The organism is Aquimarina litoralis (genome assembly GCF_019295435.1).
GTDB lineage: Bacteria > Bacteroidota > Bacteroidia > Flavobacteriales > Flavobacteriaceae > Aquimarina > Aquimarina litoralis_A.
In genome coordinates this window covers 128,533-143,233 of record NZ_WEKL01000005.1, presented here as the reverse complement: position 1 = coordinate 143,233, position 14,701 = coordinate 128,533, and the positions used below count along the sequence as shown (strand labels likewise).

Below are 14,701 nucleotides of genomic sequence, written 5' to 3'. Positions count from 1 at the left end.
ACTGACTATTTTTTTCTGAAAAGGATTGGATATGTATGTATTCAATCCTTTTTTTATGTTTAAGAATTCATCAAARTCGTTATTTATTATACACTCTGATATTACTTTTCCAATCCTTTTTTTAATACTTCCTGAATTCCAGATAGGTGTTCACTAAATTGCATCATCTGTGCAAGTACTTGTGCCATCTCATTTTTGTCACCAAACCCTTTTAACTTATTATTTTTTACAAAAGTTTCTTTGATAGCTTCCCATCGTTGTTTTTCATCCGTTGAAATGTTATTGGTCAGCTCTTTGTATTTTAAAAGATTGGCTTCAGCAGCACTTGTTAAGGTTTGAGACTCATTTTCATAGTGTGATAGTAATAGTGTTTGTAGTTCCTTTTCATTCATAATAGGAACCACTTTTGCCACTAATTTGCTCATATCACGATACGAACCTTGTAATTTAAAAGATGGCTCTGTACGATAGGAATCTTCCATTGCAGCAGATTGAATATATGTCGCATTTACTTGCATTACCGTATCACGGATCGTAACTACTTTTTCTAGTATAGCCAGATAATCTTGCACTTCTTGTTTGGTATGATTTCCTTTAAGTTCAATGCCTTCTTGAGTTCCTGATTCAACCATTTCAATTAGTCCATAAATATCTTCAAAATACTTACTACTTAGTTGATGTAAAATAGGATTAGAAGTTAATGCATTTTCGATCAAACTCAATTTGAATAAGTCAGCTGTATCGCCAATAATATCTCCAAGATTATAGATGTCTGCTCTGTTTGCTAACATATCTGGAATCTGGAATTTTTCACCACTTTCTGTATATGGATTCCCTGCCATGATTACACAGAACTTCTTGCTACGTAGATCATAGGTTTTAGGGTTTCCTTTATAAACTCCTTCAATCTTACGAGTACCATCAGCTAATGAAATAAATTTCTGTAAAAATTCTGGATTACAGTGTTGAATATCATCGAGATATAGCATCACATTATTACCCATTTCGAATGCCAGGTTTAGCTTTTTCAACTCTTCCCTTGCAGCAGCGTTATTGGCTGCCATTGGATCTACTGAGGTTACTTCGTGACCGATTGCAGGACCATTTATTTTCATAAATACTAATCCTAAGCGATTTGCCATATATTCCATCAAAGTAGTTTTACCATATCCTGGTGGGGAAATAAGTAATAACATTCCCATTCTATCGGTACGCTTGTTATCTCCAACGCTTCCTAATTGTTTAGCTAAGTTATCTCCAAATAAAGGAAGATAGACTTGGTCAATTAGTTTATTTCTAACAAAAGAGGATAAAACTCTTGGTTTAAACTCTGAAAGTTTTAAATCTTCCTTTAGCATTTCTGTCACCTGATGCTTAGCATCACGATACGCTTCGTATGCAGGAACATCAACCTGAACAAATTCTGCTAAATCAGTAACGAACGCATGATAATTAAAATTGAAATTTCCTTCTTGTATTGTTGGGTGACTTCCTTGTAATCCTTCAATAGTTTGCGAAGGATTCACATGTACAATTTCCGCTACAGATTCTTTTTTGTATAGTAAGCAGCAAACAATTTCATTTGCATAATCAATTTGTTTCGGATGATGTGTTTTTAGATATGCTGTTACCCATTGCAATGCCAAACGAATGAGATCTTTTTGATATTTATCACCTGTTGCTTCTAATGACTTTTTGAATTTGTCAAGCACCTTTTTCTTTTTTAATTCGGCTAAAAAGTTGTCATATAGCTCGTTCGCTGTTTGACTGATACAAAAAACATCGTTAGTTTGTAACTCCTCAAAAAGGTAATTACTAATGGTTTCAGCATCATCTGACGTGAAAAGTTGGTGTTCTTCTGAGAAAGAAATCACTTCTTTTTCTAAGTCAGTAAGCACAGTTTTGTATTCAGTACTATTTGAGAATATAGCTAAAACTTCGCCGGAAGCTTTAATGGTATCATTCCAGTACCCTTTTTTGTCACTATCTAAACTATTCCAAAAATATTGCGCATACGATCTTGAACTAGAATCATATTTTAATAAGCCAAGATCATGATCTTTCTGCACTAAAACTTTTAAAATTTTAGCAGCGTCCACATCGTGTACTCCTTTTACATATCCTTCAGCATAGTTTTTGCTACTTTCTTGTTGTACTAAAGTTAAAAGTTTTTCTTCGCTCATGATTGTCAGACTGAGCTTGTCGAAGTCTTTTTTGTCCGGGTTGCTAAATTGCGCTTCGACAGGCTCAGCGTGACACTTGTTAAAAATCTTGTAAGCTAAGTAAGCAGCACGATATATATCTTGATTTTCAGAAATAAGTTCTTGATCCCAATATTTTTTGGATATCAATAAGGTTTCATTTTCTATTTCTTGATAAAAATCTGTTCCTGTAAGATGGTATTGTAAGGTGCTATCTTTGTATACAATTGTTAAATCAAGAGGCTGTTTGTTGACACCAAACTTATGTTTTCCAAGCTTGATAATGTTTTCACCGTCTTCATATAGATCTTGTTTGTCTTTTAATTTTCGGGTGGCATCTTCTTTGGCAACTTTTAAAGCCGTTTCTATGGTTTCTGCCTTACCAGCATCATTTAGCTCCATTAAATTGGATATGATATCTCGTAATTTGTTGATCATTAGATCTGAAGCAAAATACCCGTTAATATCTGCTACGGTATCGAAACTTAATGCTTTTTTAGTAACTCCTTTGAGTATTCTATTTGCAGCATTTTCTAAGGCAACAGCCTTTTTATTTCTTGCCTCGATCAGACTGTTTTTCCTGGCTTCAAAAGCGTTGTATACTTCTTCTCGCTTTTCAATAATCTGAGTAATGAATTCTTCAAAATCAGCAAATCTACCTTCTAAATCTTCTAATTGAACAGATACTTTGTTTAATAACTCATCTGTTTTTTCTGGTGTATTGGCAATGTCTAGATAATTGATAATACTCTGATCTACCAATTTTAATTGTGCGGCAAACTCAGCATTGGCTTCTTTGCTTCCTAACGATTTTATCGTATTCTTGATTCCAGCCTTTAATTGATTAATGGTGGCGAAAATCAGAGATATATTATCGATAATTTTTGTAGAATGTGAGGTGTCTTCAATCTGAAGGTTGGAAACGATATCAATAAGCATTTCCAGATCAGTTGCAATTTGATTTACTTCTTCTTCTAACTTTTTAGCATCAATTACTTTTTTGATACTTTCTAGAGCTTGTTTTTTTTCTTCTACTCGTTGGTGATAGGGTAGTAGTGCCTTATCATCTAATAAAAATTGTACACATCGTTGCGAAATTTTATCCGTTTGTTCGGCAATTTCTGTTTCAAGTTCTGTGATAAAAGTTTTATCTACATAACGAATGTCTTGTAAACCGATTACTTCACCACGCAAGGTTCGTAGTTGTGATAAAACTTGTACAAAATCATCTATAGATCGGAAAGAACTACTTTTTATTTTTCCAAAGATTTCTTCTGCCTTTGTTTTAGTTTCTTTGGTTACATTGGCAGCAGTTCTTCTGAGTTGAACGACTTTTTCAAATTCATCAATAGCGGCATTAGCGGCATTACTAATCTCTCCTAATGGAATATCTAATCGGAACGTATCGTTCTCTCTAATCCAATAATAACTATCTATAATTTCTCCAGAAGACTTAGCAAGATCATCATATAAGCCATCGTAGCTATCTTCCTTATTAAGAAGTGTAATCAACGCATGGCATTCTGCCATCGCTTTCACGATATCTTTATTTCCTATTTTGTAAATTAAGGTGTCTGTATGTTCCGAAGGAATTTCATTTCCTGTCAGGAAAGGAGTTTGCCAAATTTGAATGACATGATGTTTAGTTTGCTCATCTTCAGTTTTGAAATAACATAATTCTCCATCTTCTAAAATGGTAAATCCATTACAAATAATAGGAGTTTTTACTTCCTGCTCAATAACATTATAAGACATCAAAGTGTATAGTCCTTTTTCACTCTCATAGAAAACATATAGAAAATCTTCTCCGTTAGGAGAGCTTATTTTTTCTTGAAACTGAACATCAGAAACCTCATTGGTAAATAGTTTTACTTCTCCGGATTGTAAATAATAACCATTGGGATATATGATTCCCTGATCATCTGGTAAAAGTACGCAGGCATCCTTTATACATTCGATTTTTTTTACTTCTTGTACTTTATGGTTGTATACAAAATATCTAGCAGCTTCTTGGAATGGTTTTATTTCTAAGGCAATAAGGTTACCTAAATCTGCATAACGATATTGACCATCATCTAAGGTTTGGTCTACTTGTGCCACAGCTTCATTGTAGATTCCTTTTCCATCATCGGTATTGTCTTCAATTTTTATAGTAAGATCACCACCAACAGTCTCTACGAATACTTTGTCTAATATGGAGATATGTGGATGTGTTCCATAGCGATGCATATCACGCGTGACTTCTGTCCACTCAAAATCATACTGATTCGGAAATTTAAATTCGTGCTCGCTACGATTATCGACATAGGTAAGTGTTCCTTCATTGATTAACCATTTAAAGGTTTTGATATCAGATACACTTTCGCTTAACTGGAAAACCATATGAAGGTAATTGCCAACGATAGCAAACTTTGAAAAAATGGTATTCCTGTAATACTTATATAAATTCGTAAAATCATTTATAAAAATAGCATCCTGAAGTAGATCTAATTTTTTATTTACAAAATGATCATCTGTGTATGTGTAAATACTAAAAACGTCTTCTAGTTTGATTTCTGTACGTAAACCAAAATGTACGTTATAACCAAAGAGGCAATACTTACCAATGGTAACAATATCTCTTGCGATACAATTGTTTTCGGTGTTGATACGATTGTTTGCAATCAGTTTTGTCTCTACACTACCAAAAACTTCTTTTCGTGCATCATTTAATTGGGTAAGACGATTCTGGAGTTCACCTTTTTGTTTTTGCAAACGATTTTGGATGATCTCATAGGTTCCACCGTCTAATTGTATGTTATTTGTGTTGGTTTCTTCCATAGTTGTTACCCTAGGTTTTTAACGTTGATTAATAAATTCCCCTCATTTTTGAGGAGGGGAAAGATGTATCTTTAATACATCAGGGGTGATGTGGGATCCACAACCACCTCTTTCTCCGCCTAAGGCGGATTCATTCTCCTCCTTTAGAAAGGCGGAGTGCTTTTTGAAAATCTTACTTTTCATTATTATCTGCAAAATTATCTTCTATTTCTTTCAAAACAGATGGTAAACTCTCGAATACCATTTTATTTTCAAAACGAATAACCGCAAACCCTAAACCTTCTAAATATTTAGTTCTTTTTTGATCATATTCTTGTTTTTTTGCTTGATTATGAATTTCACCATCCAACTCTATGATCATTTTTTCTTTAGGACAATAAAAATCTACTATATAATTACCAATACTATGTTGTCTTCGGAATTTTCTTCCTTGTATTTGACTCTTTTGAAGGTACTTCCATAAAAAGGCTTCAGCAGATGTGCCATTGTTCCTTAAATTCTTTCTGAAAGATTCTAAATATTTTCTATTGTGTAGTTGTTTCAAAATCTATTCTTTAATCTTCTCAATCTTAGAATTTGTTGGTTTTTTAGAATCATAAATGATTTTTAAAGAATCTCCTACTTTTCCAGTTTCTTCGAAATACAAATCATGGTCTTGTCTCACTATTTCCTGAATCTTTTGATAGCTTTTTCCACCTACTTCATATTTATAAGTAACATGAAAATTATCAATGTCAAGACCAATATCACTGTCTAATTTGTTCGTTGTAATCTTGGTAATAACAGCAGTTGTTTGAACTCCATTTTTTGCTAAACCTTCCTTTTTATAATACGTATTAAACGCTAACACTCCAATACATATAAATAATACTGCTATTAGTCCTAAAAATTTTCTGTTCATGATTTCTTTTTTAGTTTAATGATCATTGATCAATTTGGTTTGTAGTTATATTAAATACATGAGAATTGATGTGATCAGAGCTATTATAATTCCAAAAACAACTAATCGTTTTCTAAAAAGTACTTGTCTTTGTTGTTTGAGTTTTTCTCGTATCTCTTGTAAAGTTTCTTCCGAAACGGGTTCTACTTTGATACCTTGACTTTGGGTATCTGTATTTCCGTTTATATGGCTAAAAACATCTCTTTTATTTCTTTGTCTTCTATTATTTTTTAAAGAGACAATAGCCTGCATCATGGATCCTTCTCCTCCCATATTAAACCGTATTAAAAATTAAACAAATCCCATCTAGTCAATCGCTCACTACCCCACTAAGAGCTCAGGACTTTCAGGGATTGACGTTTATGGGCTTAAAAATGTATGGATGATCGTTTGCATAAAATTTGAAGATTTCTAATCTCTTCTTTTTCTACTTTTAGCGGATTTATTCTCCTCCTTAAAAAAGAAGGAGAATTTTTATAAATGTTATTTCAACTTCTTATCTGAAATACCTAATCCTTTAGCTAGATTAAACAGGTTGCTAAACAAGGTGTTTTCTTCCTCATTAGTAGATTTCTGTTTTAAATCCATTAGAATATTAGCAATCGTTAGATTTTTGATATCCTCAGAAGAGATTCCGTATTTAGTAGCAAACTCTCTTACTTTTTCTAAAAGATTTCCTTTAACATCATCACTTCCTAGAATAGCATCTTTCACTTCTTGCACAGTATTAGAATGCTGCACCAATCTATCATATCCTTTAGCTTTGGTGATTTGACCGATAATTTGTTCAAAGAACATAGTTTCACCACCTACAATATCAATGTTAGCAGCTTTCAATGCTTCTCCAATAACATCTGCCTGTGCAAAGGCAATCTCTTTTTGAATATTGATTTCGGCAAGATCCACTTGTAATTCTTTATCTAACTTCAGCTTGAATTCTTCATGTTCTTTACCTACACCATCCAGTTTCTTCATCGCTTCCGCTTTCTCCTCGATTCCAGCAGCATCTGCTAATGCTTTCTCTTTAATTACTTCTGCTTCTGCCAATCCTTCTTCTTTGGTGGCCTCAGCTTTAGCGAGAATACCTGCGGCTTCTGCTTTGGCTTTTTTCTCGATGATATTCGCTTCAACTAATCCCTGACGTTCGTTAGCATCTGCTTTTGCATGCATTACTTGTGCTTCAGACATTCCAATAGTCGCTTCTTCTTTAGCTTGTGCTTCTGCTAAAGTTTTACGAGCTTCTGCTTCTTTCTCGCTAGCTTCTTTTTGCGCTTGTGCTTCGATATTGATTTCTTCAGCCTTTTGCTTAGCAGCTTCTTTTTGAGCTTCAGCGGCTTTGATGGTGGAGATCAATGCTTCTTCTGCATTAGCCTCTGCAATGGTGATTTTTACTTGCTTTTCACGATCTGCAGTTTTAAAAGCTTCGATGTCTTTCATGTTTTCTTGCTCTTCAACCACACCTTTTTCTAGCATCACTCGATCACGAATCACATCTTGGATGTTCTTTTTCTCTACTTCAACTACTTTTTCTTTTTCGATTTGCGCTAAGGTTACAATTCGCTCACGTTCTGTGGCCTCTAGCATTCTATCTTTTTCTACTCTTTCTGTTTCTACAGCATCCGTACGTTGCTTATTTTTCTCGGCAACAATAATCTGACGTTGCATATTTTCTTCTGCAACTTTTACTTTCTCTTCGGTAGCAATACGTGCAGTTTCTGACTTTAATCTTTCCTCTTCTGCTACTTTTAGCGTTTCTGCTTCTTCACGCGCTTTGATATTGGCAATTTCTCTTCTTTGTTGTTCTTCTTTTTCAGCCAATTGTTTATCAAGTTCTAAGATTGCTTCTCGTGCTTCTACATCTTGTTTACGAATAACTTTTTCTTCATCGCGTTTGATCAAGTTGGATTTTACATTCTGTGCAGCAGTTAATTCAGTAATTTTTTTGATCCCTTCTGCATCCAGAATATTGTCTGGCTTCATAACGCTTAGGGAAGTTTGTTCTAAATCATCAATTGCACAATCATCTAGTACATATCCATTTAGATCTGTACCAATGATGTTTACTATTTCATCTCTAAATTCTCTACGGGCTTCATATAATTCTACAAATTCAAACTTTTTCCCAACGGTTTTTAATGCTTCGGAGAACTTAGCATCAAATAAATTACGAAGAACATCGATTTCTGAGGCTCTGGCACATCCAATAGTTTGCGCTACATTAATGATATCTGCTTTTGATTTATTTACACGTACAAAAAACGCTACTTTAATATCTGCACGAATGTTGTCTTTACAAATTAAACCATTGGTTCCTGTTCTTTCGATTTCCAGCTTCTTTACAGCGATATCCATGATCTCCATTTTATGAAGTACTGGAACTACTAATCCCGCATTAAAATAGACTTTGGTTCCACCAGCTCCTGTTCTTACCAAGACTTTACCTTGGATTATTTTTTTGTACATGGATATAATCCATACAATTAATCCAAAAGCTACAATTACTATAGCAATTAAGACTATTATTGATGATTTCTCTAACATATTAATTTAAATTTGTCGGTTATTTATGATTGAAATTTTTCTATTAAATAGTATTTTTTATCCTTTGATTCATTCACAATTAAGGCTTCTTCTCCAGATGAAATAGATGCCCCTTTGAACCCTTTAGCTTGAACTCTTATAGGATCACCTTTTACCATGACTTCAATTTGCCCTAGTTTTTCTCCAGATACCGGAGATTTTACAATACACCTTCTTCCTAAAAAGTCAATTTCTTCTTCTCCTTTATGATCTATCATTCTATAAAGTTTGGCAATAGGCTTGGTTAACAATTTTGTAATAAATAAGCTTACTATTAGATTGGGAAGTAGCATTAGAAAACCGATCCAATTAGATTGCCATCCAAAAGAATAGGTGATATTTATAGATATAAACCAAATTGAAAAAAACAGAATTGTAAGCATAAACATTAAGGGTAATTCATCAAAATTAAAATACCTTAAAAATTGTATACCTGCACTTTCGGTTTGAACTTCAGAATTGATGTTTTTTGGAGGTAAATCGACATCTGGATTATAATTGTCTATATCAGCATCCATATCTACATCAAGGTCTATGTCTGTCGAAGCATCGAATTCTACATCAAAGAAATCTAAATCTAATCCTGTAAGTATCGTTAAAATCCAATATAACAAAAGAGCTAAACACATAATTGAGAAAAATGCGTTTACCGGCGAAAATGCTATTTCTACTAATTCTTTCAATGTTTTGGTTGTTTAGTAAGTTAAATGTAATCTCATTAATTATCCCGCTTTTCAAAATCTTCGGTTTGATAAATTTTAATTCTTCTTATTGCTAGATAAATCAAAGCAATGAGGATGCTTGTCCAAAAAATACCTACAAATAATATTTCCATTTTCTTATTATTTAAGTTTTACAGCTGTTCCATATGCAAGGATTTCTGAAGCTCCTTGCATGACCATAGAAGTAGTCAATCTTACATTAATAACCGCATCTGCTCCTAATCGTTGCGCATCCCGATTCATTCTTTGTAATGCTTGTTCTCTGGACTGTGCTTGTAGTTTGGTATATTCTTCAATTTCTCCTCCTACAATATTTTTTAGCCCTGCAAAAACATCCCTACCAATATTCCTGGCTCTCACTGTACTTCCTCTTGCAATTCCTAAAATTTCAATAACTTCCTTATTAGGTATCTTTTCTGTCGTAGATGTTACCATGATTTATTAGTTTTTTTTATTATTTTTTAGAATTGATGAAAATAGACTGATAATCAACAGTTTTAGTTGACCTGAATCAAGTCTAATAATTGTCTGTTTTTAGTATCCTTATTAAAGAAGGCATATAAAAATCTCTATACTTACTTTTTATTATCGAAAGAGTAATTGATGGTTAACTTTTAGCATGCGTACGCGCGCTGCAAGTTAGTGTCTTAAAGTCTCAGAATGTTACCCCTTTTTCCGGGTTTTTCCTGATTATGAATCTTTCATTCCAAGTTGTTCTTTCAGCTTTGCTAAATCGTCTTCAGCATTTGTTCTTGTTACATCGACAGCTTTGTCTAATTCTTCATCTATAGATTTAGATGCATTGGCGATATCACCATAAGCTTCTGCTAATGCTTCTTCTTGGTTTACTTTGTCTTTCATTCTTTCTAACATAGAAACAGTGCTAGAACTATCTATCTCTGCCATTTGTTTATTTACATTTTTGGTAGCAGCAGAAACCTTTACTCTCGCTTTTAAGGTTTTTAACTCATTTTCCCACTTGCTAATATTTTGTTTGATTTCCTCAACATTTTTTTCCAACTGAGATACAGATTTATCGAACTTTTCTGTTTCACCTTTACCACGAGCGACATGTTGTAGGGATTCTTCTTTTTTAATCAGCGCTTCTTTAGCTAATCTATCTGCTTCGGCAGAATCTAAGTCTCCACTTTGCCCTTTTTTCAGGATTAACATTGCTTTTTGCTGATAATCTTCTGCTTTAGCAGCAAACTCCTCAGTATCGTTTTTAGATCTAATTGCTAATGCTTTTACCTGTGCTAGTGCTTCTAAGCTTTTTTCAAGGTCAACTTTCATATCTCTTATACCTTGTTCTGTCATCTTGATTGGATCTTCCATTTTATCAATAGCAGAATGTGCTTCAGCTTCACCTATTTTAAATAGTCTTTTGAAAAAGTTCATAACTTAATATTTTGAAAAATTTATAATTTGTTCTGAGTATTCGCTTAATAATAGCCCTAATGAATTTAAAGTACCTTCTAGTTCATTGAGATCTAAATTTTCTAATTGCAATGTATCTCTAAAGATTACTTTTTCTCCGGTTTCATCTAGAACAAATGCTCCATGAACAATATCTCTGTTCTTCTGAAGTAAACTGCGATACACCAACTCATTTTTGTTTTTGATATTAAAAATGTGTTGTTCTATGATCAAAATAGGTGGCGCAACACCTAAAATCAAGTTTTTAATCCCTTCATTTTCTTTACTGATCATGATAATTCCATCCCCGATATTCTCATGAATAATATTGAAATTAAGTTTCAGTAAATAATCTTTCACCAGTTGGAAGTGATCTTGCATATGATGGTTGTTTTGATTGATAATTAGTAATTTATTTCTTGTTTATGACCTTATATCAATATTACAAAAAGTACGATAACTTTTCTACTATATCGACGGCTAAATTGGCAATGTATTGTACTGCGGACATCATGGGTATGTTGTTGTTTTATGATTAATGAAATAATTGTTACTTGCTAAAATTTTTAGTAGACTGCGTAAATCTGCTCAAAATTCATATACTTTTTAAAAGTATTTCTACTAAAATTAGCATTTATTAAATATATTAGCTAATATTGTTAGTGTAAAAGTACAATAAATTTTTATAATTGCAAATAAAATTAGCAAAAATGTCATTTTTTGGAAAAAATATTAAAAAAATTAGAAGTGTTAAGAGCTTAAGTCAACAGGCTTTTGCAGAGCTATTTGATTTAAAAAGAGGGACTTTGGGGGCTTATGAAGAGGGGAGGAGTGAACCGAAAATAGATACAATAATTAAAATAGCTAATTATTTTAGCATTGAAATAGATAAGCTGTTAACAGATGAATTGACCGTAAATGAACTTTTAAAGTTTAAGGGAGATCTCACTACCTATGCAGAAGATATAAAAAGAGAACAGTTTCCTTTAATTCCTTGTATTACAGAAAGTACAGCAGGAGAATATATTACTTTATATGATAAAGAGAACTTTATAAAAGAATTACCAACAATTCAATTGCCATTAAACCCTGCTAAAAAATTTAGAGGGTATACAGTTTTGAATTTAGAAATGACAAATCATGATCAAGGTTTCTATCCTAAGGATATTGTAATAGGAGAAGAAGTTCCTTCTGATGTGATCAAAAAATTGAATAACGGCACTCTTGTCGTTGCTCTTACAGATACCAAATTAATCTTTAGACGATTATATATCACCAAAAACAGTGTGGTTTTACGAGCAGATCATAAGAATATTGAGGATGAGGAATATCCTATTTCAGAGATTAATGAAATGTGGCGAGTACGATATGTGTTTTGTAAACGTATTCCAGAATTCGCTGATGGTATGGAAGGTAAATTACAAATGATAGAACAGGAGTTATTAAGAATGAAAGAGAAATTGGGGTAATCTAAGTCATCTATAATTAGAATAATTCATAAAAAGAGGAGCCATGGCTCCTCTTTTTCTTTTACAATTCAACAATAAATTTATACGGATTCGTCGGTTTTTTGACCCGATTGAACAGAATCTACTTTAATAAATAGGAGTGTAGATCTACATTTGATCCATCATCAATCAAAAAACGAACAGTCATGGAATACAAAAAAACGCTTCTCTTTATTTTACTCATCTGTGTAAAAATATTGAGTGCACAAAACACTATTACAGGAAAAGTTACCGATCAAAATCAACAACCGTTAGTTTTTGCCAATGTAATTCTTTATCAGAATGAAAATAACACCGCAATTGCAGCAATGGCAACTAGCGAAAAAGGATCTTATTTCTTTGAAAATATTAAAGAAGGTCTATATAGAATAGAGGTATCAATGTTAGGTTTTGAGACCAAGTCTTCTGAAATATTTACACTCACAGATGAAGGCAAAGATTTATCTAAGGATTTTGTATTACAGTCAGAACAGTTAGATGAGGTAGTGGTTACGTACAAGAAACCAATCATTAAACAAACTGCAGAAAAATTAATTGTAGATATTGAAAAATCAGAATTGATCAATACTAATTTACAAGATGTAATGAAAAAAGTTCCTGGAGTTATTGTTACCAATGGAAATCTAAATTATGGAGGTCAGGGCAATATTAGAATTCTGATCAATGGTAAAACTACTGATTATATGGATGTTTCTTCTTTATTAAGAGAGATGCCAGCAGATAATATAGCAAGAGTTGAATTGATTCAGCAACCAGGTGCTGAATATGATGCAGAAGGATCAGGACCACTAATCAATATTATATTAAAGAAAAATGTGAAATTAGGAACTCACGGTAGTGTAAGAAGTACTATTGGGTATGTAGATGATCTTACTTATGGAACCAGCGCATCTTTGGCGAGTTATAAGAATAAATTAAACTGGCAAGCAAGTGCTGGTTATAATCGATCTTCTTGGAGAGAGGATTTAATTATTTCCAGACAAGTTTTGGACGAAACCTATAATCAAACCTCAATTTCTCCTTTTGATCCAGAAACCATTAGAGTAAGTGGTGGTTTAGATTATTACTTAAACGATAAAAATACCTTGGGAATTAGTGCTAATAGAATTCAATCAATATCAGATAGAGTTACTAAAAATAATACAACTATTACCGATGGAATAGCATCTGCGGTCTTATTAACCGATAATAGTTATGATAGAGATCGAGTTACTTATACATTCAATCCATACTACGAATATGATGATCAAAAAAATAAAGTAACTTTAGATTTTAGCTATATAGATTATACGTTTGAAAATGAAAACAATTTATTTAGAACTAATGAAAGTTCTGTTGACTATGCAAATCAAAGATATTTTCAGAATGCGGATTATGAAATTTTCACGTATCAAGGAGACTATAAAAGAACTCAAAATGATAATTTTAGTTGGGGATTTGGAGGGAAATATACAGAAGTGAATTCAGATAGTGATTTACAATCTTTTACTCAAAATGATCTTGGTGAATTCGAAAATAATGTAAATCAAACTAATCGCTTCCTTATAGATGAAAGTATTTTGGCTTTATATTCTAAATTTAATACGAAATATAATAAATGGTCATTTTCAGGAGGATTACGTTGGGAAGAAAGTGATACTAAAGGTACTTCGTTAACACAGAATGAAACACGATCACGGAAGATTTCTAAATTTTTCCCGAGTGTAAGTCTTGGAAGAGATATTACCGAAGAGATTGGAGCTAATGTATCTTATAGCTATCGAATACAAAGACCATCGTATAGTTCATTAAATTCTTTCGTTTATTATTATGATCCTTTTACGTTCGAAGAAGGAAACCCAAATCTAAAACCAGCATTTACAAATAATTTTCGTTTCAATCTTACGTATGATGATCAACCATTTTTTAGTGTAAGTTATGGACAGACTAGAGATGCTTTGTTTGAGATCATTACTCAAAATGATACTTCTGCTGAAACTTCACGTTCTGTAATTAATTTAGCAGAGAACAATAGTTTCACTGCAAGTTTATTTGGTCCATTGGATTTTATAAAAGGATTAGATGGATATACTGGAGTGATCGTTAATTATAACGAGTATACATCAGAAAGACTAATTCCATCTTTGGATTTGTCTCAATGGAGTTTAACTTGGTATACAAGTGCAGAATATAAGTTGCCTTGGGGAATCAATTCTGAAGTTTCGGGATACTATTCTACAGGTGGTTTAGAAGGTCAGATAGAATATAAATGGATTGCGGGAATTGATTTGGCGATAAGTAAGAAGTTTATGAATGACAGATTAAAGGTTAGTTTAGAGTTTGAAGAAATCTTAAACAGAAAATTCTTGGGTAGTATTAATTACGATAATGTTAATGCAACCATTGTAAATGATTGGCCAAGACAGAATATATTTCTTCAGCTCAATTATAATTTTGGATCTAAGCTTAGTAAAAAGAAAAATAGAAATAATGTCTCTGAAGACGAAAGAGATAGAATAGAAGATAAAAACTAAG

At 32.6% G+C, this 14,701-nt stretch carries 11 protein-coding genes; 2 read left to right on the top strand and 9 right to left on the bottom strand.

Annotated elements, in window-relative coordinates:
* Positions 1-101: 101 nt before the first annotated feature.
* The 9 genes from GBO31_RS04370 to GBO31_RS04330 form a co-directional block, all read right to left on the bottom strand.
* Positions 102-5,021, bottom strand: a complete 4,920-nt coding sequence (locus GBO31_RS04370; protein WP_219007097.1) for a DNA repair ATPase — start codon at positions 5,019-5,021, stop codon at positions 102-104.
* Between the two features lie 172 nt (positions 5,022-5,193).
* Entirely contained in the window at positions 5,194-5,565 is a 372-nt protein-coding gene (locus GBO31_RS04365; protein ID WP_246615764.1) for an endonuclease domain-containing protein, read from the bottom strand.
* Positions 5,566-5,568: 3 nt separating this feature from the next.
* Positions 5,569-5,922, bottom strand: a complete 354-nt coding sequence (locus GBO31_RS04360; RefSeq protein ID WP_219007096.1) for a DUF3592 domain-containing protein — start codon at positions 5,920-5,922, stop codon at positions 5,569-5,571.
* A gap of 45 nt (positions 5,923-5,967) precedes the next feature.
* The gene (locus GBO31_RS04355) at positions 5,968-6,234 is read right to left on the bottom strand and encodes a hypothetical protein (protein ID WP_219007095.1); all 267 of its coding nucleotides are present in this window, start codon (positions 6,232-6,234) and stop codon (positions 5,968-5,970) included.
* A 210-nt stretch (positions 6,235-6,444) separates the two neighbouring features.
* Entirely contained in the window at positions 6,445-8,502 is a 2,058-nt protein-coding gene (locus GBO31_RS04350; RefSeq protein ID WP_219007094.1) for a flotillin family protein, read from the bottom strand.
* 23 nt (positions 8,503-8,525) lie between these two features.
* On the bottom strand, positions 8,526-9,224 hold the full coding sequence (locus tag GBO31_RS04345) for an OB-fold-containig protein (protein ID WP_219007093.1): 699 nt from the start codon (positions 9,222-9,224) through the stop codon (positions 8,526-8,528).
* A 159-nt stretch (positions 9,225-9,383) separates the two neighbouring features.
* Positions 9,384-9,698, bottom strand: a complete 315-nt coding sequence (locus GBO31_RS04340; protein ID WP_219007092.1) for a YbjQ family protein — start codon at positions 9,696-9,698, stop codon at positions 9,384-9,386.
* 255 nt (positions 9,699-9,953) lie between these two features.
* The gene (locus GBO31_RS04335; RefSeq protein WP_219007091.1) at positions 9,954-10,661 is read right to left on the bottom strand and encodes a PspA/IM30 family protein; all 708 of its coding nucleotides are present in this window, start codon (positions 10,659-10,661) and stop codon (positions 9,954-9,956) included.
* A gap of 3 nt (positions 10,662-10,664) precedes the next feature.
* Entirely contained in the window at positions 10,665-11,060 is a 396-nt protein-coding gene (locus GBO31_RS04330) for a YbjN domain-containing protein (RefSeq protein ID WP_219007090.1), read from the bottom strand.
* A gap of 329 nt (positions 11,061-11,389) precedes the next feature.
* Here GBO31_RS04330 and GBO31_RS04325 point away from each other — a divergent pair, with 329 nt between their 5' ends.
* Complete coding sequence (locus tag GBO31_RS04325; RefSeq protein ID WP_219007089.1) at positions 11,390-12,148, top strand: helix-turn-helix domain-containing protein; 759 nt, start codon at positions 11,390-11,392, stop codon at positions 12,146-12,148.
* A gap of 185 nt (positions 12,149-12,333) precedes the next feature.
* Positions 12,334-14,700: a TonB-dependent receptor domain-containing protein gene (locus GBO31_RS04320; protein WP_219007088.1), complete on the top strand. Its 2,367-nt coding sequence runs from the start codon at positions 12,334-12,336 to the stop codon at positions 14,698-14,700.
* The last annotated feature ends 1 nt before the right edge of the window (position 14,701 follow it).